Below are 21968 nucleotides of genomic sequence, written 5' to 3'. Positions count from 1 at the left end.
CGCGCTGATCCTCAGACAACGAACTAGACGCACGCATAAAACTGCTCCCCGGGAGTCGGAACTGAATTTCTCAGTCCAACTCCCGGGGAGCAGTTCAAAATCCGGGGCGCCCCTGGTGTGTTTTGTGGTGTCAGGACTCGGCGCCGCCGTGCAGGGCGTCGTCGCTGCTGTCGTCCTCGGGTCCGGTGCCGCGGCCGCCTTCGCTTTGGTCGGAGAGGTCCATGTTGCCGCGGGCCTCGTCCATGGTGGGGCCGCCGGAGGGAACGCTGTAGGTGTCCGGGCGGATGCCGTGGGACTGTTCCTCGATCAGTGCCTGCTCCTCGCTGAAGCGGATCACGTTCGCTTCGTCGCCGGCGTCGCCGGGAATGTCCTCGCGGACCTGCGAGGGGTCGGGGACGATGAAGCCTGCGTCCGGTTCTTCTTTGGGGTTACTCATTTCCTTACCTTCCTATCGGGTTGTGCTGTCGGCGGGACGCTCGCGGAGTTCCACTTTGACGTCCCGGGTTTCATCGCCGCGCTTGACGGCAAAATTCACGGTGTCGCCCGGGTTGCGATGGCGAAGTTCGGCGAGGAGCTTCTCGGGAACGGCCAAGTCCGTCCCGTCTATCGACTCCAGGACGTCGCCGGGGCGGATTCCGGCACGGCCTGCCGGTCCGTCCTCTGCCACGGCCAGCACCAGCACGCCCGCACCCTGCTCAAGGCCCAGCTGGTCCGCTATTTGTGGAGTCAGCTCGCCGGGGGTCAGGCCCACATAGGCGTGTTCGGCGGTGCCGTCGGCCAGGAGTTCCTCGGCCACTTCCACGGCGGTGGCGGCCGGGATGGCGAAACCGAGGGCTACGGCCCCGGCGGACGGCGGGATGTAGGCCTCGCTGATGCCGATAATCTCGCCGCGCATGTTGATCACGGCGCCGCCGGAGTTGCCGGGGCTGATGGGCGCATCCGTCTGGATCAGGTCCACCAGGGACAGGCTGTTGGACGCGGACCCGGGAATCGAGCGGTGGAGTCCGGAGATGATGCCGGCGGTGGCGGTGTTCTCGAAGCCGAGCGGCGAACCGAGCACCACGGCGCCCTCGCCCACCTTGGGCAGGGTGGTCTGGTACACCGGTTTGGGCAGGCCGGTGCGGTCGGCCTGCACCAGCGCGAGGTCCGTGACGGGGTCGGTGGCCCGGACGGTGCCCTCCACCCGCTGGCCGTCCGCGAAGGCGACCTCAACCCTGGTGTTGCCGCGGATGACGTGCTCGTTGGTGAGGACCAGGCCGTCCTCGGAGTACACCACGCCGCTGCCCAACCCGCCTTCGGTGAAGATGGTCACCACCGACGGCGCAAGGTTCTCCACGAGCTGCGGGATGCCGCCCGCCGCGTCCTCCCCGGCGGGCGCGGGCGCGGAAGCGGCCGGGCTGGCTGCAGGGGTGTTGCCCGAGTCGGCGGTTCCGCTCGGCGGGGGAGGAGGCGAGCCTCCTGTGCAGGCGGAGAGCACGACGGCGGCACTTAGGGCCAGTGCGGCGGCGGCGGTCCTGGGCGGACCGGGACGTCCCCGGGTGCCCAGGCCCCGGCTGCGGGGCCCCGGATGGATGGCCGGGCTCATTGACTACCTCCCCTGCGGACGGCGGCTTTCTACCACCGTAGCCGGGGAGCACGGCAAATACCAAGCACGCTTAGTATTTGCCGGCCCGCAACGCGGGAAGAGGCGCTGGCGGGTTAGGAGTGGCCGTGCAGCCCGTCGAACGCCATGGTGATGACGTCGTCGGCGAGGCGCTCCGGTGACAGCGAACCGCCGGGCTTGTACCACTCCACGATGGAGTTGATCATGCCGAACAGGAGGCGCGTGACGGTCCGGGGATCGATGTCGGTGCGGAGCGAGCCCTCGTCCTGGGCCGCCGAAATCAGGGCCGCCACCTTGTGGTCGAAGGTGCGCCGCCGCTCCAGGGCGTCCCGTTCAATTTCCGTGTTGCCGCGCAGGCGCAGCAGCAGTGTCACGAACGGCAGCCGGTCCACCAGCACGGCCACCGTCTGGCGCAGGACGAACTCCAGCCGCGCGTCGGCGGCGCCGGACGTTGCCTCCGGCTCCTTGAGGATTGACTCAAGCCCGCCGAGGGCATGGTCAAGCGCGAGCTTGAGGAGGTCGCCCTTGGACGGCACGTGGTGGTAGATGGCCGACTTCGAGATGCCCAGGTTCTCGGCCAGGATGCCCATGGAGGTGGCGTCGTAGCCGTGCCGGTTGAAGACGTCCACGGCTATCCGCAGCACGGATTGCTGGTCGTAGCCGGGGCGGCCGCGTTTGGCTGATCCGTTGACGGCTGCGCCGTTTGTACTGGTTGTCTGGCTGGGCATAGGTGCTAGTTTCTCACGAACGGTCGGTTGGTCCGGGCAGGCCCCGGGCCGGACAGCCCGGCACCTCCCGTGCGGCTATCCCTTCGGGCGCAGGTCGTAGATGCGGCGGAGCTTGCCGTTGGACCGCTCTAGCGAACCCGGCTCCACCACTGCCACCGCACAGGAGGAACCCACGTGGATCTTGATCTGCTCCTTCAGGGTGCGTGCCGCCGTCGCGCTCTGCTCGGCGGTGACGTTGTCCCGACGCTCGATCTTCACGGTCAGCTGGTCCATCCGCTGCCCCTCGGGCCGGGTGAGCTCCAGCTGGAAGTGCGGGCTGAGCTCGGGGATGCGCAGCGCGATCTCCTCGATCTGCGACGGGAAGAGGTTCACGCCGCGGAGAATGATCATGTCGTCGCTGCGGCCGGTGATGCGTCCCATCCGGCGGTGCGCGGGGCGGGCGGTGCCGGGCAGGAGGCGGGTGAGGTCCTTGGTGCGGTACCGGATGATGGGCAGCGCCTCCTTGGTGAGCGAGGTGAAGACCAGTTCGCCGTGCTCGCCGTCGCCCAGGACGTTCTCCTTGCCGGGGACGGGATTGAAGGGGTCGATGATTTCGGGGCGGAAGTGGTCCTCCCAGATGTGGCTGCCGTCCTGGGTCTCCACGGCCTCGCCGGCGACGCCCGGGCCCATCACCTCGGACAGGCCGTAGATGTCGCACGCCTTGATGTTCATCGTGACTTCGAGCTCGTGCCGCATCTCCTGGGTCCACGGCTCGGCCCCGAGCACGGCGTACTTCAGGGAGGTGGACGTGGGGTCGATGCCCATGTGTGCCATGGCGTCTGCGATGGTCAGCAGGTAGGTGGGGGTGCAGAGGATGGCGTCCGGCTGGAAGTCCTGGATGAGCTGGATCTGCCGCTCTGTCTGGCCGCCGGACATGGGGATGACGGTGCAGCCCAGAGCCTCGGCGCCGGCGTGCGCGCCCAGGCCGCCGGTGAACAGGCCGTAGCCGTAGGCGTTGTGGACCTTCATGCCGGGGCGGATGCCGGAGGCGCGGAAGCAGCGGGCAACGAGCTTTGCCCAGTCCGCCAGGTCCTGCTTCGTGTAACCCACCACGGTGGGCCGGCCGGTGGTGCCGGAGCTGGCGTGCACGCGGGCCACCTCGTGCTGCGGCACGGCGAACATCCCGAACGGGTACTCCTGGCGCAGGTCCTCCTTGGTGGTGAAGGGGAAGTTGCCCAGGTCTGCCAGTTCGCGGAGGTCTGACGGGTGGATGCCGGCGTCGTCGAACTTCCGCTTGTACAGCGGCACCCGCTCATAGGCGTAGGCAACAGTGTGCTGCAGGCGGCTGAGCTGGAGGGCCTCGAGCTCGTCGCGGGAGATGGTCTCCTCGCGGTCAAGGACGGCATCCGCCGACTGGGCGGTTGCTGCGGCGGGCGTTTCGGGGGCATGCAGGGTCATGGTTTCCTACTTCTTGGGGATGGTGCGGCTGCGTCCGCGGAACTCTGCAACGAGCTCGCCGGGGGTGCCGGAGGTGGGGGATTCGGGCTGGTCCGCGTCGGCAGCGAAGATCTGGATGTCGTACAGGCCGCTGCGGCCGGCGCTGGAACGGCGGTCCGCGACGGCGGTCAGCACCTGGCCGCGGAACGCGGGCTTGAGGAAATTGATGTCCACGCCCGAGGCCACGGTGATGGTGTTCTCCTCGCCGGGCGCCGGGTTGATGGGGTTGCATGCGAGGGCGAAAGCGGTGTCACCGAAGGCGAAGATCATTCCGCCGTGGGCCATGCCGAAGCCGTTGAGCATTTCCTGCCGGAGGGTCATGCGGATGGTGGCGTGGCCGTCGCTCAGGGAGAGGACCTCGATGCCCATCCACTCGGAGGCATAGTCGTTTTCCAGGATGGGGTGGGGTGGCCCGGAAAGTGTTGTTTCAGCCATGCGTCATTGCCTCCAGCTTTATTTACCGAATGTTCATTAGGTAATCCCATGAGGGGGTCCGGTGTCAAGGGCGAGGCGCGCGTTCCCGCCCGTTTACTCCGGCTCGGGAGATCCTCCCAAGCCGGGACACGCCGTCGTCCACGGCACGGTGGGGAAGCGCCGGAAAAGCAACTGGGCGGGAGCGCACGACGGCGGCCCCGCCGAAGTGCCGGCAGTCCCGTTGCGTGCCCATCACCACACCTCCCGGCGGGCAAGCGGTGCCGCAAGTTCCGGTGCAGGTGCAAGGATGGAGGGACGGCAGAAGCAGAACAGCAAAGGGCGGACCATGGCCAAAGGCATCTACGTCAGCGCAACCACTCCCGGATCGGGCAAGTCCCTCGTGGCCCTGGGCCTGGCGGACACCCTGCACCGGCATGCGGACAGGATCGGCTTCTTCAAGCCCGTGGTGACCGGCCCTTCCGCCTCGGATGACCCCATGGTGGCCCTGATGAAGTCCCGGTTCGCGCTGGAGGACGAGCGCTGCCGCGGCGGCCTGACGTTCCAGGAAGTGCGGGGCCTGCTCGCCGAGGGCAAGCGTGGGGAGATCGACTCCCGGTGCGTGGAGATCTTCGCTGACATCTCGCGGCACTGCGACGTGGTGATCGTGGAGGGAACGGACCTGACCGGCCAGGACGCCGCCGTCGAGTTCGACCTCAACGCCCGCCTGGCCAACAACCTTGCCGCCCCGGTGGTGGCTGTGGTGGGCGCCAAGGGGCGGACCGTGGCGGAAGCGGCCGCCGCCGTCGAGGTTGCCCGGAAGGAGCTGTCCGCGGAAAAGTGCGCGCTCCTGGCCATCCTGGTGAACCGCGCGGACCCGGACCTGGTGGACGCCATCGCCACGGAGGTCAAGGTGGGTGCGTCCGGCCGTCCCGTGTACGTCCTGCCCGAGCTGGAGGAGATCGCCCGGCCCACCACCGGCGAGGTGGCCACGGCGCTGGCCGTGCGCCAGATTGCCGGCCGTCCTGACATGGAGCGGGACGTGAAGGACATCAAAGTGGCGGCCATGAACGTGGGCAACTTCCTCAACGTTCTGGACGAGGGCGCCCTGGTGATCGTGCCGGGGGACCGGGCAGACGTAATGGTGGCGTGCCTGGCATCGTCCTTCTCGCCCGAATTTCCGGTGGCGTCCGCCCTGATCCTCACCGGCGGCCTGGCACCTGACGCCAACATCTACCCGCTCCTGGCGCAGGCACCCTTCCCGGTGTTCGCCTCCCGGGAGGACACCTACACTACTGCGAAGCGGGTTTCGGAGGTCCGGAGCGAAATCTGGTCCGGGCACCGGCGGAAGGTGGCCTCGGCCGTGGGCCTCTGGTCGCGCCGGGTGGATGAGACTGAGCTGGTGGAGCGCCTGCACCTGCCCCGGCCGGAGCGGATGACCCCGCTGCGGTTCCTGCACGACCTCATCGAGCGGGCCCGTTCGCAGCGCCGGCACGTGGTGTTGCCGGAGGGCACGGACGTGCGCATCCTGCGCGCTGCCGAGATCCTGCACCGCCGCGACGTCTGCGACCTGACCGTCCTTGGCCCGGAAACGGACGTTCGTGAGCTGGCGGCGGCCCGGGGCATCGACCTTTCCGGCATCAACGTGGTGGACCCGGCAACGTCGGACCTGCGCCAGAAGTTCGCCGAAAAGTACGCGGAACTCCGGGCGCACAAGGGCGTGGACCTGGCCAAGGCCCTGGAGATCATGCAGGACGTGAGCTACTTCGGCACCATGATGGTCCAGCTGGGGGTGGTGGACGGCATGGTGTCCGGCGCGGCCCACACCACGGCCCACACCATCCGGCCGGCGCTGGAGTTCGTGAAGACCCGCCCGGGCGTGAAGATCGTCTCCTCCGTGTTCCTGATGCTGATGCCGGACCGCGTGCTGGTTTACGGCGACTGCGCGGTGAACCCGGATCCCAACGTGGAGCAGCTGGCGGACATCGCGCTGGCCTCCGCGGAAACCGCTGCACAGTTCGGGGTGGAGCCGCGGGTTGCCATGCTCTCCTACTCGACCGGCGGTTCGGGCTCCGGCGAGGCGGTGGACGAGGTGCGGCAGGCCACCGAACTGGTGCGCCAGCGCCGGCCGGACCTCGCCGTGGAGGGGCCTATCCAGTACGACGCCGCCGTGGACGCCTCCATTGCCGAGTCCAAGATGCCGGGCTCCACCGTGGCCGGGCAGGCGACGGTGTTCATCTTCCCGGACCTCAACACCGGCAACAACACATACAAGGCGGTGCAGCAGAGCTCCGGGGCCGTCGCCGTCGGGCCGGTCCTGCAGGGGCTGCGGAAGCCAGTCAACGACCTTTCCCGCGGCTGCACCGTGGAGGACATCGTGAACACGGTGGCCATCACGGCCATCCAGGCGCAGGCGCCGCTTTCGTAGGACGGGTTAACGGACGACGGCGGCACCCGGGTGGGTGCCGCCGTCGGACCGTAATGACTAGCTGTTGTCCGGCTTGGCCAGGCTTTCCTTGTCCTCTTCCTTGGCGGGCTCGTCTGACAGGCCCTGCGGGGTCAGGTCCAGGCCCTCAGGGTCCTCGGGTGCCTGCGGCGCCTCGCCCGTCTCGCCGGCCTTGGGACTGCCGGTATCGTCCAGCGCGGGATTGGCGCCCTCGACGCCGGTGGGTTCCTTGCTGCCGGATCCGGCGCCGGTGTGGAGCGGCGCGGTGCTGCTGGATCCGGTGTTGGTGGGGTCGTTCTCGTCGATCGAAGTGGGCTCGTTCGTCATTGGAATGTCCTCTCGGCGTGGTCCAGCCTGTCCGCCGACTGTAGGCACAGCCCGGCCCGATCCGCAAGGAATCCGCCGCCCGAAGGGACGCACATATAGTGGGGACTGAACCGCTGGCGCAAAGGCTCAGGAGGCCCCGCATGCTCGTCCTCGTCATCAACTCCGGCTCGTCCTCGCTCAAGTACCAGGTGCGTGACGTCGCAGCCGGAACCGTCCTCACGGAGGGCCTGATCGAAAAGATCGGGATGGGCAACGGGGGAGAAGGCGACGGGGAGATCGTGGGCCCGCGGGACCATGCGGCAGCGCTGGAGCAGGTGGACGAAGCCATCCACCAGGAACTGGGCGACCTGCAGCTCGGGGCGGTGGGGCACCGGGTGGTCCACGGCGGCGAGCGGTTCGCCGAGCCGGTGCTGATCGACAACGAAATCACCCGTGCCATCGAGCGGCTCAACCCGCTGGCGCCGCTGCACAACCCCGCCAACGTCCTGGGTATCCGGGCCATCACCAAGAAGTGGCCGGACATGCCGCAGGTGGCCGTGTTTGATACTGCCTTCCACCGCACCCTCCCCGAGCACGCCTGGCGGTATGCCGTCCCGGACGAGCTCTACACCAACCACGGCATCCGCCGCTACGGCTTCCACGGCACCTCCCACGAGTACGTGACGCGCCGCGCCGCAGCGCTGCTGGACATGCCGGTGGAGGAGTTCGACGGCGTCATCGCCCACCTGGGCAACGGCGCCTCCGTGACGGCCATCCAGGGCGGCCGGTCCGTGGACACGTCCATGGGCTTCACCCCGCTGGAGGGCCTGGTGATGGGCACCCGCTCCGGCGACCTGGACCCCTCCATCCTGGTGTTCCTGGGCAGGGCCGGCTGGACCCCCGAGGACATGGACACCATGCTGAACCGCGAATCCGGGCTCAAGGGCCTGGCCGGCAACAATGACATGCGCTCCGTGGTCGAGGCCTCGGAAGACGGCGACGCGCGGGCAGCGACGGCGCTCGCTGTCACCTCCTACCGGCTGGCCAAGTACATCGGCGGCTACCACGTGGCGGTGGGTGGAGCCAAAGCCCTCGTGTTCACGGCAGGGATCGGCGAGAACTCCCACCAGTTCCGCGCACTGGTGGCGGACAAGCTGGGCGCTCTGGGAGTGGAGCTCGACGCCGGCCTGAACGCGGAGCGGTCGAAGGAACCGCGCGTGATCTCCGCGCAGCAGTCGGCCATCCCCGTCCTGGTGGTTCCCACCGACGAGGAGCGGGCCATCGCGGAGGCGACGGCCGCCGTCGTTAATCCCTAGGCCCGGCCCTTGAGGATCAGGTTCCAGTAGATCTGCGGGAAGATGTCCCGGTCCACCACCCAGGACAGCTTGCTCTCGTTCCAGGTGGGCACCCGGGGGATGGTGGGCATGGGCCGGTACCGGTCGTCGAACTCGGCGAACACCACTGTGTCGCGTGAAACGGTGAACGGGCACACCGAGTAGCCGTTGTACTTCTGGGTCAGCGGCTTGCCCTTCCGCGCCGCCACCAGGTTCTTCGCCAGCACCTTGGTCTGCTTGCGCAGCGAACCTCCTGACTTGGAGTTGGTGGTGCCGGCGGCATCCCCCAGCGACCACACGTTGTGGTACCGGATGTGCCGCAGCGTCTGCCGGTCCACCTCCACGAAGCCGCCCTTGTCCCCGGCCGCCGGCAGGTCTGTGGCCTTCAGCCAGTCCGGCGCCGACTGCGGCGGCACGCCGTTGAGGACGTCGTAGTGCAGGGACTCCTGCTCACCGGTCTCAACATTGCGGATGTTGGCCGTCTGGCCGGCGGCGTCCACCGAGACCAATTCGCTGTTGGTCCACAGGTCGATGCCGTACTCGGCGATCTTGCGGTCCAGCTCCCGGTCCACCTCCGGCACACCGAAGACGGTGGGGTAGGGCTGGACCATCACCACGCGGATCTCGTCCAGGACGCCCTGCTCCTGCCAGTAGTCGCAGGCCAGGTACATGGGCTTCTGGCTGGCGCCTCCACACTTGATGGGCCCCGCCGGCATGGTGAACACCGCGGTGCCGGAAGTCAGCCCGCTGAGGAGCGTCCAGGCCTTGGGGGCCAGTTCGAACTCGTAGTGCGAGGCGCCGTGAGGGGAGTGAACGGCCTCGGCCAGTCCGGGCACCGCGTCCCAGTCGTACTGCAGGCCCGGGCAGACCACCAGCTGCCCGTAGGCCACGGTGGAGCCGGACGCGAGCGTGACGGTGTTGGCGTTGGCATCTACGTCCACCGCGCTGTCCCGGATCCAGGTAACACCATTGGGGGTCACGGACTCCTGGCTGCGGACCGCCTCCTTGACCGACGCGCGGCCCCCGGCGATATGCGAAAACAGGGGTTGGTAAAGGTGGTGGTCCTTCGGCTCGATGAGTGCCACGTCCTTGACCCCGTAGCGCTCCAGCCGCGCCGCCAGCGAGACGCCGGCATTGCCGCCGCCGATGATCACCACCTCGTGCTGCCCGGCCACGGCGCTACTTCTTCTCGGTCAGGGCGGAGGCCTTGTGTGCGGCCCGGGAACCTGTCTTGGCCGATTCCACCACATACTGCGGCTCGTCCTCGCTGGCCCGGTGCGTGTGGCCGTCCAGCTCGAAGTCGCTGGTTTTCTTCTCGATGATCTTGCCGTGCGTCCTGCCCTGCGACGTATTCCACTCCACGGATGTTCCCTTGCTCAACGACATTTGTTCTCCTAGCTGGGGATAGCGGTGGGTTGGGGCTCCACGGCGGGGGCCGTGCCCCCAGTATCCGCCGTTGGCAGCGGTGTCTCAACGGGTGCGTACGACGGCGGCGCATCACCTGTCGCAGGCTGCGTTGCCGGGGCTGGTGCCGGCGCCGTTCCTGCCGGGGCGGGTGCCACTCTGGCCGGTGCCGGTGGGGAGGGAGCCGCCGTGCTTCCGGCTGGAGTGTCTGTTCCCGCGGGGGCCGGCGCCGCCGAGGACGTGGCGGCACTGCCCGTGGTGCCGGAGGCGGCCGGAACTGCTTTGACGATGGCCGCGATCTGTTCCTTGTACGCCGCGAGCCGGGCCTGGATTTCCGAGAGTGGAACGTTCTGGAGGTTCCGCCCGTATTCGGCGATTTCGGCCCACAGGGCGTTGAGCTGCGCCAGGGTGTCCCCGTCAAGGGGTCCGTCAAGGGTGAGGACCAGCTGGCTGGCCAGCGCGTACGCAAGGCAATCGATGCAGTTGTAGTTCGCGGCTGCGGACAGGTTCTCCGGGACGATGACGTCCGCCTGGCCCACGATGAGGACCACCTGGAAGCCAACAGCCACCGCAGCGCAGCCGTTGCAACTGGCGAACGCGTAGGCCTCGTTGCGGGTATCCACCGGCTCGCCGTCCTCGGCCCACACCAGGGCGAAGGCCACGCTGTAGGTGACCGAACCGTCGGTGGTATTCACGGCCAAGGCCTGGTTGCCGTCCTCTTCCGGGGCGGCGGGCCGGTCGAACGGGAAAACCCAGGAGGGGGCGGCCATGACTGGATCGCCCGTGGCTGCGGGCGCGGCGGCTGCTTCGGCCGGCACCAGCACCATGGCCAGCTGGGGATTGTCGCGGGTTGGTTTCGGGCTGCCTTCGGGCCAGAGTGCAACAGTTTGTCCGCTGCCGCCCTCGCGCAGCGACGTGGTGCTGGCCTGGGGAAGGATTGTGGCGGTGGCATCAGCCAGCGTGCCACGCTCGTAAGGCTGCACCGGACGGTATGTCCCGCCGTCGGGCCACCAGGCCCACGCGAGTCCGACAAGCAAAGCGGCAATGGCGCCCATGGCAGCCGTGCGCTGCAGGGCCTTCCCGCGGGTCTTCTTCCAGAGGCCGGTGACCAGCTGGCGCAGCAGCCGGACCAGGATGTACAGCATGCCAAGCATTGGCAGTGCGACGGCGGCGATCGCGAGGACCCGTACGGTGGCGCCAGCCAGGTCGCCCGCGGCCAGGCCCGCGGCCAGCATCTCCTGCTGCCTAACCACGCTGTCCCAGGCGGTTGCCAGCAGCCGCGGCAGTGCGATCACCATGACGGCCAGGCTGAAGAGGAGCAGCGGCACGGTGACCAGGACCCAGAGCGCCACCACCGCTCGGGCCCACGGCTTGAGCACGTTGTTTTCAGGCTTTCCCCAGTGCCACGGCAGCAGGCCCAGCAGTGTGGGCCTGATGCGCTGGAACAGGTCCGGGACGCCGGTGGTGTCCGCAAGGATGTGGTACCCGTCGAACCGGACCAGGGGGAGGAGCTGCCGGACCATCTGGAGGATCTGGGTCACCACCACCAGCAGCAGGGCATCGAACCCGGTGGCCCACCAGACGCCCATGATGGCGACCGCCACGATCGCGTTGAAATAGAGTCCGCCCAGGTCCGTGCGGAGCCTGCCCCCGCGGCCAAGCCGGTACGAATCCGTGACGTCCGTGAAGAAGGCAGGCCAGACCAGATAGAGCCCTGCCCCCATGGCCCCTGGCGTTGCACCGCCCTTGCGCGCCGCGGCGGCATGGCCGAACTCGTGGAACCCGGCCGAAAGGATGGTAATGGCGAAGATCAACAGCAGCAGCCCGGGATTGGCGAAGGCCTCGTGCGTGGCGGAGCCCAGGCCCTTGACCATCAGAACCCACCAGCAGGATGCAAGGAACGCGGCGGTAACGGCCACGATGATCAGTGGGTTGAAAAGCACTGTGAACGGGGCCGTGATCCTCCGGGTGCGCTCCGGGTCCGTCACGGTGTAGCGGAAGCGCATGCCCAGCAGGGGGTCGGCCTTGCGGACCTCGGGTTCTGACCCGTCGGCGAGGCGCAGCAGGCCCATCGGCAGCAGTTGCGAGTCCATCAGGGTGCGTACGTTGTCGGCGCTGACCTGCCGGCCCGAGCCCTGGCTCGCGTGCCGGGCAATGTCCTCCACGTCACGTGTTCCGTCAGCCGCCTCCAGCACCAGATAGAGCAGGCGGGTCAGCTGCAGTGTCTGGCCGTCCGAGCGGCGCACCAGTGAGGGCGCTTCGCGGTAGCCGGACCCTTCGGACTGGCCGAGGAGCTGGACACCGCCGGCCCGGGCCGGAAACTTCCGCGGGTGCCTGGCAGCGGGGGCAGGGGACGACGGCGGGCCGGCCTGGGAGCGCGGCCCGCCGGTGACGTGGCTCATTTGGGCTTACTGCTGCAGGTCGGACTGCTGGTCGGCAGAGGCGTTGGCTGCGCCGTCGATGTTCTGCGAGATGATGGCGTCCTGCTCGGCCACCGCGTAGGCCTGGCTGTCGATGGAGCCGATGTTCGCGGCGACGGCGGCATCGATCGGTGCGGCCACGTTGGCGTTGGCTGCGACAGCACCGTTGATGGGTGCGGCGATGTCCGCGTCCGCGGCGAGGTCCACGTTGACGTTGAGCAGGTCCCCGTCCAGGGCAGCTGTGGGGTCGGTGGGCAGGGCGCCGACGTCCGGCAGGCTGCCGTCGGGAAGGACAGTGCCGCCGTCGACCGTTTCGGTGGCGTCTGGGGTGCCGCCGTCGATGGTGTCGTTGCTTTGGTCGATGGTGCTGTCCTGGGTGGACTCGGCGTTCGCGTCGGCGGTGATGCCCTGCTCGATCACCACGCCCTGGTCGGCCAGCGCCTGGGCGTCGGAACCGAAGGAGAGGATGTTGGCCGAGGCGGCGGCGTCAATCGGTGCTGCCACGTTGGCGTTGGCGGCGACGGCCAGGTCGATGGGTGCCGCGGCGTCGATGCCCAGATCGAGGTCCGCGTTCAGGTCCAGGACCGAGGCAACCTCCTTGTCCGGCAAAGCGGTGGCCTGCTCCGCGAGCAGTTCATCATCAGTCAGGGGACGCATTTCATGTTCCATGTTTCTGCAACCTCCGGTACGCGCGGGTTGGTCTGCCCCCAGCGGGCAGCCCTGCGCGAACCAATAGTAAGCATGATTAGCATTTTGGCGTACAGTCGGTTGCCAGTGTTAACGCACGTCAGATGCTATTGACAGGAGTTGGAGGCAGGTCCAAGCTGGCGCTGTGCCTGCCTTCCTGCCGGCAGAGCCGCCGGCATCAGGCGCCCTTCAAAGGAGAACCCAATGCCTGTTGTAGAAGAAAGCGTTGTTATTGCCCGGCCGCCGCAGGAGGTCTTTGACTTCGTGTCGAAGTTCCAGAACGTTGCGGTATTCGATTCCTCCGTCACCTCCTCGGAGCAGGTGGGGGACGGCCCCCTGGGCGTCGGCACCCGCGGGCGCGGTACCAGCAAAGTCATGGGCCGGCAGTTCGACTGGACTGTCGAGGTCACCGAGTTCGATCCGCCCCGGCGCATGGTGTCCCGTTCCGTTGAGGGCAAGCTGGACTTCACCATCACTTTTCAGGTTGAACCGGCCGACGGCGGCACCCGCCTCACCCAGCGCATCGATGCCGCATCAGGCCTGGGCGGCGTCTTCGGCAAGCTGGCTGATCCGTTGGTGGAGCGCGCGCAGGGGCGGACGGTCCGCGCCAACCTCGAAACCCTGGCGGAGTGGCTGGCAGAGCACCCGCAGACCTGAGTGGCCGGCGGAAGGCCTTACTTGAGCCCCGCGCCGGGGAGCAGTTCGGTGGCGCCGAGGGAATCGGCGATGAACGCGTAGTCCCACGCCCGCTCGCGCCACTGCACGTACCGGCCGGAGGCGCCGCCGTGCCCGCCGTCCATCTCGATTTTCATGAGGATGGGCTCGGATCCGGTGGTCCGGTTCCGCAGCTCCTGCACCCACTTGGCCGGCTCCACGTACAGCACCCGGGTGTCGTTGAAGGATGTGACGGCCGCGATCTTCGGATAGGCCACCTCCCGCACGTTCTCGTAGGGGGAGTAGGACTTCATGTACTGGTACACCTGCGGGTCCGTGATCGGGTTGCCCCATTCCTCCCACTCGAGGGCGGACAGCGGCAGGTCCGGGTCCAGGATGCTGGTGAGCGGATCCACGAACGGCACCTGCGCCACGATGGCGGCGTACTTTTCGGGTGCGATGTTCGCCACCGCGCCCATCAGCAGGCCGCCGGCGGAGCCGCCCAGTGCCGCGATCCGCGCCGGGTCCACCCAGCCCGAGCCGGCCAGCCAGTCGGTGGCGGCGATGAAGTCGGTGAAGGTGTTCTTCTTGGTGAGCTTCTTGCCGTCCTCGTACCAGTGCCGGCCCAGCTCACCGCCGCCGCGGATGTGCGCGATCACGAACACCACGCCGCGGTCCAGCAGCGAAAGGCGCGCAATGCCGAAGCCCGGATCCATGCTCAGCTCGTAGGAGCCGTACCCGTACACCAGGCCCGCCGCCGTCGAATCCTGCTTGACGCCCTTGTGCCGCAGCACCGAGAGCGGGATCCGGGTGCCGTCCGCCGCCGTCGCCCATTCGCGGGTGGCCACGTAGTCGCTGCCGTCGTAGCCGCCCAGCACCGGGCTTTCCTTCCGCAGCAGCAGCTCGCCGGCGGGCTGTTCCGGGGTGGGCAGGACGAAGTCGTAGACGCGCGACGGCGTGAAATAGGAGGTGTAGCCCAGCCGGATGACGGGGGCCTCATAGTCTGATCCGCTGACGCCTGCGGTGTAGAGCTCCTCGTCGAATGCCGGCTCCACCGGGGATTCTTGTGCCGGCGTGCCCAGCCCGGCGAGGCCCATCACCTGTACCCGTTCAATGGTGTCCTTCCGGATGGACACGATCAGGTGCGTGGCGGTGACGCCCGCGCCGTTGACCCGGACGTCGTCGGAATGTGCGACGACGGTCTGCCACGTCTGCTGGGCCAGCGGCTTCTCCAGCTCGGCCGGATCCGCCAGCGAAACCATGGAGTTGATGGCGCCGCGGTTGTGCGTGAGGAGGATACGCTCTGATTTCTGCCCGTCCGGGCCCTCCAGCAGGAACGGCTCGGCCTCGTAAAGGACCCGCTCGTTGCGGGAAATAACCGTCCGGACGGTCCCGGAGGGGTCGTCGAAACGGAGCAGCCGGGTTTCGCTGTATTCGGAGCAGCCGATGCCCAGCACCAGGTAGCGCCGGTCCGCGGAGAGCTCAAAGCCCAGCCACATCGCGGCGTCGTCTTCCTGGTAGATAACCACGTCGTCGGTGACGGGCGTGCCCAGCACGTGCGCCTTCACCTGGTACGGGCGCCAGGAATCATCCACCACGGTGTAGAAGATGCGCGCGCCGTCCGGGGAGAACGAGACGCCGTAGAAGACGTTCTCGATGACGTCCGGCAGCAGTTCGCCGGTGCGGAGGTCCTTGATCCGGAGGGTGAAGCGCTCGTCGCCGGAGTTGTCCACGGCGTAGGCGTAGAGGTTGCCGTCCACGGTTACGGCCGAGCCGCCCACGGAAAAGAAGGGCTTGCCCTCAGCCTCGACGTTGCCGTCCAGCAGGACTTCCTCACCGGGAATCGCGACGCCGGGCTCCACGGCCGGCGGGGTCCAGTCGGCAATCCTGTCCCCGGTGTCGGCGGCCCTGACCCGGCACTGGATGCCGTATTCCTTGCCCTCCACGGAGCGGCTGTAGTACCACCAGTCGTCCTTGCGGTGCGGAACCGAGAGGTCGGTTTCCTGGGTGCGGCCCTTGATCTCCTGGAAGATGGCTTCGCGGAGCGGCTCCTGGTGGGCGGTGACCGCTTCCTGGTAGGCGTTCTCGGCCTTCAGGTGCTCCACCACCTCGGCGGATTCCTTGTCCCGCAGCCACTCGTAGTTGTCAACGAAAGTGTCCCCGTGGTGCGTCCGCTCCAGGGGGACCTTCCTGGCCACAGGCGGCGTGGCGGCGGACGCGGGCGTGCTGGCGGAATCCTGCAGCGGAGTGGAGGTCATGCCTTCAATATATCCACCGCCTCCGCGAAAGGCCGGGCCCGTTCGCTACCGGGGGACTGAACCCACAACCGCCGTCGCGATGCCCTGTCACTTATGGTCCCCAAACTGAAGTTTTGACGACCATAACTGACAGGGCAACCGGCCGGGACGGGGGCCTAGTGGCCTTCAGGCGGCAGGCGTATCCTGATCACGCCAGGCACATCAGCCACGCGTGAGAGGGGAAGTTTATGACCATCCCGCCAGTGCACGAACCCGAGCCGTTTCCGCCGGAACCAGGCCCTGAACCCACACCGCCAGATCCCACCCAGCCCCAGCCCGGGCATCCGTCCCCCAACCCGTTCCCGGCGCCGCCGTCTCCCGGCCCGCTGCCCGTGCCCGATCCGGGGCCGGCGCCGCTGCGCCCGGACCCAACCCGGAGCTAGCAGGGACCAGCCGGAGGGGGCCTTCCGCGGACCGTGGGAGGCCCCTTTTCCTTGCCCAAAACCGGTCCAAAAAAGTTGCAAATTTCCTTCCTGCACCGCTTGCAGATCTACTTCTGGAGTGCTAAAAAATCTATATCAGCCAATACAGATCGGCTGATCTCGAAACGATGTTGGACCATCTCTTACGAGGAGGGAAGCCATGTTGATGCGAACCGATCCGTTCCGCGAGCTGGACAGGCTGGCCCAGCAGGTCCTCGGAACGGCAGCGCGTCCGGCAGCTATGCCGATGGACGCCTGGCGGGAGGACAAGGAATTTGTCGTGGCCTTCGATCTGCCCGGCGTCGCGGTGGATTCAGTGGATCTGGATGTGGAACGGAATGTCCTGACGGTGCGGGCCGAGCGGCCTGACGTTGCGGGCAAGGACACCGAATTGGTCGCCTCCGAGAGGCCGCGCGGCGTCTTCAGCCGCCAGCTGATCCTCGGGGACACCCTGGATGTCGACAAGATCAAGGCAAGCTACGATGCCGGTGTCCTGACGCTGCGGATTCCTGTCGCCGAAAAGGCCCAGCCGCGGAAGATCGAGATCGAGACAAAGGGGACAAAGCAGGAGATCGCGGCCTAGTTCCCTCCAGGGATCGGGACGTCGGGTTCTCTGTTGACTGCCATGATGGGGCGGGTCGCACCGAGTGCACGCCACAGCGCCAGACAGCGCATCGGCAGCGTCAACCCGTACTTCCCGATACGGTGGCCCCCGGCTCCGGCCGGGGGTCGTCCAAAGTTACCGGCGGGGATGCCTTGTCTTGGTCCGCATGCTGGTGCTAGAACAGGGTTACCGGGAGGATCCGAACGCGTTGTATCTGCCAGTTTTGGGCGGTTTGCCTTTAAGGAACGCCACAGCGCCGGTAGCGCATCGGCAGTTGCGAGTGATCCCCTCCGATACGATGGCCCCCGAGCTTCCAAGCAGGGGGCCATCCCTTTGCGCACGGGCAGGGTTTCCTTGTCCCGGGACTCAGGTGTTCAGTTCCAGCATCAGCGCGGGCAGTTCGTCGGCGAGTTCGCGGGCAAGGAACCCGAGCGGGCCCATCCTGCTGGCCAGCCGGTCGGCAGCCGCCGCGTGCAGGTGCGTTCCCCAGCACGCCGCCTGTGCCCCGCTGGTCCCGCGGGCCTTCAGGCCGGCAATTGCCCCGGCCAGGACATCCCCGCTGCCGGAGGTCCCCAGGCCGCCGTACCCGGTGGTGATCTTCCACAGCTCCGGTTCCCCGCCGCCCTCCGCACCGGGTGGCTGGGCAACGATGCCCTGGCAGCTCACCACGGCGTCGAACCGCCTGGCAACAGCGGCCACGTCGCTTTCCAGGTCCCCAAGGTCCCGGCCCAGCAGGATCTCCGTTTCCTTCGGGTTCGGGGTCAGGATCAGCCGTCCGCGCCACGGTTCCAGCTGCTCTTCAACCTTGGTCAAGCCGCCCAGGGCATAGGCGTCAAGCACGACGGCGGCGCCCCCTTCACCATCCGGCCCGCCGTCGGCGGACTCCCGCTCCAGCAGGGCCCGCAACAGTTCTTCAGCCAGTCCGGGGTCGTCCAGGCCCGGGCCCACCAGGATGGCGTCCGCCCGGTCCAGGTAGGAGGAGATCCGGTCCAGCCCATCAGCCTTGACCGATCCGTCGGCGGTCTCCGGCAGGGCGATCGCACCGCACTCCGGCAGCGCCACCCCCATCTGCACGGCCACAGACTCTGCAACGGCCACCGTCAGCTTCCCGGCACCGGCGCGCAGCGCTGCGGTTCCGGCGAGCAGGACAGCGCCGGGAGTGGCCCGCGCCCCGCCGATCACCAGCACCGAGCCCCGTGAATACTTGTCCTCACCCGGAGCCGGCAGCGGCCACTCGCGCAGCAGCGACGGCGTCACCAGCACGGGGCTGGTCCCGTCACCGCGGGTGGACACTCGTGTCCCCTGCATGCTCGGTGACCTCCACGCCCTGCTCCGTGAGGTGGTCGGCCACATTGAAGCTCTCCAAGGTCCACGGCCCGGCGCCGGACGGACGCACATACCTGGTGATCGACGCGTTCAGGATGGATGTGCTCGCAGCAAGGTCCAGGAGTTCCCGCTCGGACATGCCCTCCAGCACGTAGCGGAACAGCATGATCACGGCGTCGTGGCAGACGAGCATCACGCGGTGGCCGCTGCCCAGGTTGTTCAGCTCATCGAGGACCGAACGCAGCCGGAGGGCCACGTCCGCCCAGGACTCACCGCCCGGCGGCCGGTAGTACAGCTTGCCCAGCCAGGACCGGCGTTCCACCTCGTCCGGGTAGCGCTTCTCCACGCCCAGCCGGGTCAGCCGGTCCAGGATGCCCAGTTCACGGTCGCGCAGCCGTTCATCGGCGCGCACTTCCACCGGCCAGCCCGCCGCCTCCACGGCAATCTCCGCCGTCTGCCGGGCCCGGGCGTAGGGGGAGGACACCACTGCATCGGGCCGGAACTCCTCGGCGATCCGGGCCAGCGCGGTGCCCAGCGCCTTGGCCTGTTCCTGCCCCGTGCCGGACAGGTTTACGTCGGCATCGCGGGCCGGCACGTCGATGACCTCCGCCCCCGCAAGCCGGGCCTCCGTGGCCGCCACGTTGCCTTCGCTTTCACCGTGCCGGATGAGCAGCAGCTCCACCGCCCCGGCCTCCTGCACAGCCTGTGTCAGTCCGTTTTCGTTCAAGAAAGATCACCCCGTCCGTGTGCGTGCCGAATGCAGGAACACTACCAGCGGCGTACCCACGGGGCGGGGAAAATAACCGGATTACGACGGCGGCGGCACCCTGGGCCGCCGCCGCCGCCGTCGAAAGACCTACCGCTCCGGCGTCAGCACCTTGGAGAACACGGTGGCGCCGTTGGCGTTGCGCAGGCTCACCGTGAAGGTTTCGGAATCAAGCTGGACGTGCCCGAAGAACTGGTTTTCGCCGTCGCGCGGTGACTCACCCGGGAAGCGGCCGGCCTTCGAGAACACCACCTCCGGCCCGAACGTGCCGTCCATCGCGTTCGGCCCGAAGGATCCGGCGGCGATGGGCCCGGCCACGAACTCCCAGAAGGGGTCGAAGTCTGTGAACGCGGCACGCTCGGGGGAGTAGTGGTGCGCGGCGCAGTAGTGCACGTCCGCGGTCAGCCACACGATGTTCTTCACCCGGTTCCGCTTGAACTCGCTGAGCACCCCCGCGATTTCCAGCTCGCGGCCCAGCGGAACACCGGCGTCGCGGTTGGCAACGCTTTCCTGGTTGACCGGACCGTCCGGCACGATGACGCCCAGGGGCATGTCCGCTGCGATTACCTTCCAGGTGGCCTTCGACGCCGACACTTCCCGGATCAGCCAGTCCACCTGCTCCTGGCCCAGGATGTTGGTGGTGTAGGTTTCCTTGCCGTCGGTGTTCGGGGATTTGAAGGCCCGCATGTCCAGGCAGAAGATGTCCAGCTGCGGGCCGCGGGAGATTTTCCGGTAGATGCGCGCGGGCTGGTACTGGCCGGCGTCGTCGAACGTTCCCGGGCGCCACAGCGCGGCACTGTCCGCGATGGGCATATTCTCCTGCCACGCCTGCCGGCCGCGGGCGGCGAGCGTGTTCACGTCGCGCACCGTGTAGCGGGGGTCCTCCAGGATCTCGCCGGGGTACCAGTTGTTGGTGGTTTCGTGGTCGTCCCACTGCGCGATCACGGGCACGTCCGCGAACATGGCCCGCATGTTCGCGTCCATCGAGTTATACCGGTGCCGGCCGCGGAACTCGGCCAGCGTTTCGGCCACCTTGGACACCTCCTGGGTCACCAGGTTCCGCCACACCTGCCCGTCCTTCTCCACAACGGTTTCGGTGATCGGTCCGTCCGCACACACGGTGTCGCCGGAGTGGATGAAGAAGTCCGGACGGGTCTGGTGCATGGCCCGGTAGCCGCGCATCCCGCCGATTTCCTCGTTGATGCCCCAGCCCTGCCCGGCAGTATCGCCGGTCCAGACGAAGCTTTGCGCGGACGACGCCGGGACCCCACCTCCGTTGCTCGTCTCGCCGGTGCGGCCCTTGCCGTTGTACGTCCCGGCATCGGGGGCCGTGCGGAAGGTCCCGCGGACCGTTTCACTGGCTGCGCCGCCGTCGTCCTCGAAGCTGATCTCCAGCGCGAACCGCGTGTTGGACGGCAGGTTCCCGGCGTGGATCTTGGCGGTGAAGTCGGACGCCTGGGTGGCCCTTGGCCCGCGCAGGGTGCGCTCAAAGGCGCCGCGCCCGCGCAGGATCGCGCCGGCGTCGTCCACTGCGCGGAGGACCGCCGTCATCCGGCCGGCACCCGACGCGCGGGACCACAGCACCGCCGAATCCGAGGTGACGTCGCCGGTGGCGATGCCGCTGGGCAGGGTGAGCCGGTTGCGGACCAGCGCCACGCCGGCAGGGGAGCGGGTGGGCCCGGCGCTGGCAGCGGCGGGCACGGACGCCAATGCGGCGGCCAGGACCGAGCCCTTGACGATGGTGCGGCGGGAAATCTCAGTGCGGGAAGCGGAAGTCATGCCCTCAGGTTTCCGCCAGCCGGGGCATGGAGCTTTTCCCGCGGGTGAACTCCCGGTAAGGCGGGGCTGAACAGCGCGAATCGACGCTCAAATGCACCCGCGACACGGAAATTCCCTGGCGCGGCCGAAATCTCAGCCGCGCCAGGGAGTTTGCGCGTCGTCAGGGACCCTGCGCGTCGCCCGCGAACCCTAGGGCCTGGCGAACTCCGCGATCCGCCCATCCCGCAGGGCAGCCCCCACCGCAGCAATGGCGCCGTAGTCCGGGAACAGCACGGACTGGCCCGCCACGAACCCGGAACCTGCCGTGGGCAAGGTCAGGGTGCCGATTGCGTTGGGGTCGAGGTTGCGGAGGCTGTAGGCCAGCATGGCGGCCTGCACGGGATCGAAGCCGCGGTTCACGGTGAGGCAGCAGGACGCGAAATCGACCAGGCCGCGGACGGCGTTGACGTCGTTCAGCGCCCCTCCGCCGGTAAGGCGGGCCAGGATGGCACGCAGCAGGATCTGCTGGTTGCGGACCCGCTGGAAGTCGCCGTCCGAAAACGCGTAGCGCTCGCGGGCGAACTCCAGGGCTGACTGCCCGTCCAGGTGGTTCACCCCGGCAGCGAAGACACGCTGGGTGTCGTGCGTGGACTGGAACGCGATGGGCACGTTGACGTCGATCCCGCCCAGCCCGTCGATGAGTCCGCGGAAGCCGTGGAAGTCCAGCATCAGGGTGTGGTCGATGGTGATCCCCAGCAGCGACTGCACGGCCGAGGTCTGCATGTCGATGCCGCCGTACTGCAGTGCGGCATTGATCTTGGCACCGCCGAAGCCCGGGATGTCCACCCAGGTGTCGCGGTTGATGGACACGATGTAGAGCGTCCGGCGGTCGGCGGGGACGTGGACCACCATCAGGGTGTCGGCGCGGTGGTCTATGGGTTCGCCGGTCCTGGCCGTGTGGTCAGCGGCCTCCCGGGCACTGGCGCGGCTGTCGCTGCCGATCACCAACACGTTCATGGGGACTGCCGGCAGTTCCGGGATGGGCGGTGGCGGCGGGGGTGGCGGAGGCGGCGCGGGCGTTGTCTCCGTGGGTGTTGGCGAGGGCGTCGGCGTCGGGCTCGGCGACTCGGCCTGGGTCGCCGCCGGCTGCGCTTCCTGGCCGGCCCGGTTTAGGCTGACCACGGCCACCACGGCAGCCGCCACGAGCACCAGCGCCAGCAGCGCCGCGATCCAGCGACGCCGACCGTGCGCCACCATGCCGTGGCCTGCCGGGTCCGCGCCCGAACCTGTGGGTCCGGAAGGGCCGGAACCGCCTGGAGTGCTCAT

Annotated in this window: 19 protein-coding genes; 4 read left to right on the top strand and 15 right to left on the bottom strand. The window is 68.2% G+C overall.

Going from position 1 to position 21968, the window contains the following annotated elements; genetic code table 11:
* Positions 1 to 130: 130 nt before the first annotated feature.
* The 5 genes from AC5RU7_RS05005 to AC5RU7_RS04985 form a co-directional block, all read right to left on the bottom strand.
* Positions 131 to 436 carry a hypothetical protein gene (locus AC5RU7_RS05005; RefSeq protein ID WP_494051323.1) on the bottom strand — a complete coding sequence of 102 codons (306 nt, stop codon included), beginning with the start codon at positions 434 to 436 and terminating at the stop codon, positions 131 to 133.
* Between the two features lie 12 nt (positions 437 to 448).
* Positions 449 to 1585, bottom strand: coding sequence for a S1C family serine protease (locus AC5RU7_RS05000; RefSeq protein WP_494051322.1), 1137 nt, complete (start codon positions 1583 to 1585; stop codon positions 449 to 451).
* 113 nt (positions 1586 to 1698) lie between these two features.
* Positions 1699 to 2331, bottom strand: coding sequence for a TetR/AcrR family transcriptional regulator (locus AC5RU7_RS04995; RefSeq protein ID WP_494051321.1), 633 nt, complete (start codon positions 2329 to 2331; stop codon positions 1699 to 1701).
* Between the two features lie 75 nt (positions 2332 to 2406).
* Entirely contained in the window at positions 2407 to 3768 is a 1362-nt protein-coding gene (gene paaK, locus AC5RU7_RS04990) for a phenylacetate--CoA ligase PaaK (RefSeq protein ID WP_494051320.1), read from the bottom strand.
* A gap of 6 nt (positions 3769 to 3774) precedes the next feature.
* Positions 3775 to 4242 carry a hotdog fold thioesterase gene (locus AC5RU7_RS04985; protein WP_009356632.1) on the bottom strand — a complete coding sequence of 156 codons (468 nt, stop codon included), beginning with the start codon at positions 4240 to 4242 and terminating at the stop codon, positions 3775 to 3777.
* A gap of 325 nt (positions 4243 to 4567) precedes the next feature.
* Between AC5RU7_RS04985 and pta the strand changes: the two genes are divergently transcribed.
* Positions 4568 to 6646 carry a phosphate acetyltransferase gene (gene pta / locus AC5RU7_RS04980; RefSeq protein WP_494051319.1) on the top strand — a complete coding sequence of 693 codons (2079 nt, stop codon included), beginning with the start codon at positions 4568 to 4570 and terminating at the stop codon, positions 6644 to 6646.
* Between the two features lie 57 nt (positions 6647 to 6703).
* Here pta and AC5RU7_RS04975 read toward each other — a convergent pair whose 3' ends face one another.
* Complete coding sequence (locus AC5RU7_RS04975; RefSeq protein ID WP_494051318.1) at positions 6704 to 6991, bottom strand: hypothetical protein; 288 nt, start codon at positions 6989 to 6991, stop codon at positions 6704 to 6706.
* A 140-nt stretch (positions 6992 to 7131) separates the two neighbouring features.
* Between AC5RU7_RS04975 and AC5RU7_RS04970 the strand changes: the two genes are divergently transcribed.
* Complete coding sequence (locus AC5RU7_RS04970) at positions 7132 to 8286, top strand: acetate kinase (protein WP_494051317.1); 1155 nt, start codon at positions 7132 to 7134, stop codon at positions 8284 to 8286.
* On the opposite strand, the gene AC5RU7_RS04965 is transcribed toward AC5RU7_RS04970, so the two are convergent.
* The 4 genes from AC5RU7_RS04965 to AC5RU7_RS04950 are packed head-to-tail and all read right to left on the bottom strand — an operon-like array spanning position 8283 to position 12785.
* Positions 8283 to 9479, bottom strand: coding sequence for an NAD(P)/FAD-dependent oxidoreductase (locus AC5RU7_RS04965; RefSeq protein WP_494051316.1), 1197 nt, complete (start codon positions 9477 to 9479; stop codon positions 8283 to 8285). The two genes, AC5RU7_RS04970 and AC5RU7_RS04965, sit on opposite strands and share 4 nt — an antisense overlap.
* A 4-nt stretch (positions 9480 to 9483) precedes the next feature.
* Complete coding sequence (locus AC5RU7_RS04960) at positions 9484 to 9690, bottom strand: hypervirulence associated TUDOR domain-containing protein (RefSeq protein WP_494051315.1); 207 nt, start codon at positions 9688 to 9690, stop codon at positions 9484 to 9486.
* Between the two features lie 8 nt (positions 9691 to 9698).
* Positions 9699 to 12110, bottom strand: coding sequence for a zinc metalloprotease (locus AC5RU7_RS04955; protein WP_494051314.1), 2412 nt, complete (start codon positions 12108 to 12110; stop codon positions 9699 to 9701).
* Positions 12111 to 12116: 6 nt separating this feature from the next.
* On the bottom strand, positions 12117 to 12785 hold the full coding sequence (locus tag AC5RU7_RS04950; protein WP_494010045.1) for a peptidoglycan-binding protein: 669 nt from the start codon (positions 12783 to 12785) through the stop codon (positions 12117 to 12119).
* Between the two features lie 234 nt (positions 12786 to 13019).
* Between AC5RU7_RS04950 and AC5RU7_RS04945 the strand changes: the two genes are divergently transcribed.
* On the top strand, positions 13020 to 13472 hold the full coding sequence (locus AC5RU7_RS04945) for an SRPBCC family protein (protein WP_494010046.1): 453 nt from the start codon (positions 13020 to 13022) through the stop codon (positions 13470 to 13472).
* A gap of 17 nt (positions 13473 to 13489) precedes the next feature.
* Here the strand turns inward: AC5RU7_RS04945 and AC5RU7_RS04940 are convergent, their stop codons facing one another.
* On the bottom strand, positions 13490 to 15727 hold the full coding sequence (locus tag AC5RU7_RS04940) for a S9 family peptidase (protein ID WP_494051313.1): 2238 nt from the start codon (positions 15725 to 15727) through the stop codon (positions 13490 to 13492).
* Positions 15728 to 16348: 621 nt separating this feature from the next.
* On the opposite strand from AC5RU7_RS04940, the gene AC5RU7_RS04935 reads away from it, so the two are divergent.
* The gene (locus AC5RU7_RS04935; protein ID WP_494010048.1) at positions 16349 to 16771 is read left to right on the top strand and encodes an Hsp20/alpha crystallin family protein; all 423 of its coding nucleotides are present in this window, start codon (positions 16349 to 16351) and stop codon (positions 16769 to 16771) included.
* Positions 16772 to 17158: 387 nt separating this feature from the next.
* Here AC5RU7_RS04935 and AC5RU7_RS04930 read toward each other — a convergent pair whose 3' ends face one another.
* The 4 genes from AC5RU7_RS04930 to AC5RU7_RS04915 all read right to left on the bottom strand — a co-directional run bounded on the left by AC5RU7_RS04930 (position 17159) and on the right by AC5RU7_RS04915 (position 21968).
* The gene (locus AC5RU7_RS04930; protein WP_494051312.1) at positions 17159 to 18100 is read right to left on the bottom strand and encodes an NAD(P)H-hydrate dehydratase; all 942 of its coding nucleotides are present in this window, start codon (positions 18098 to 18100) and stop codon (positions 17159 to 17161) included.
* Complete coding sequence (locus AC5RU7_RS04925) at positions 18069 to 18845, bottom strand: histidine phosphatase family protein (RefSeq protein WP_494010050.1); 777 nt, start codon at positions 18843 to 18845, stop codon at positions 18069 to 18071. The genes AC5RU7_RS04930 and AC5RU7_RS04925 overlap by 32 nt, the downstream gene beginning before the upstream one ends.
* Before the next feature lie 129 nt (positions 18846 to 18974).
* Entirely contained in the window at positions 18975 to 20663 is a 1689-nt protein-coding gene (locus AC5RU7_RS04920; protein WP_494051311.1) for an alkaline phosphatase D family protein, read from the bottom strand.
* A gap of 189 nt (positions 20664 to 20852) precedes the next feature.
* Positions 20853 to 21968 (bottom strand): LCP family protein, encoded by a 1116-nt coding sequence (locus tag AC5RU7_RS04915; RefSeq protein WP_494051310.1) that lies wholly within the window; start codon positions 21966 to 21968, stop codon positions 20853 to 20855.

The organism is Arthrobacter sp. K410C (genome assembly GCF_059090105.1).
The sequence above is the reverse complement of the archived record's forward strand: the minus strand, read 5'-3'. Positions and strand labels throughout refer to the sequence as shown.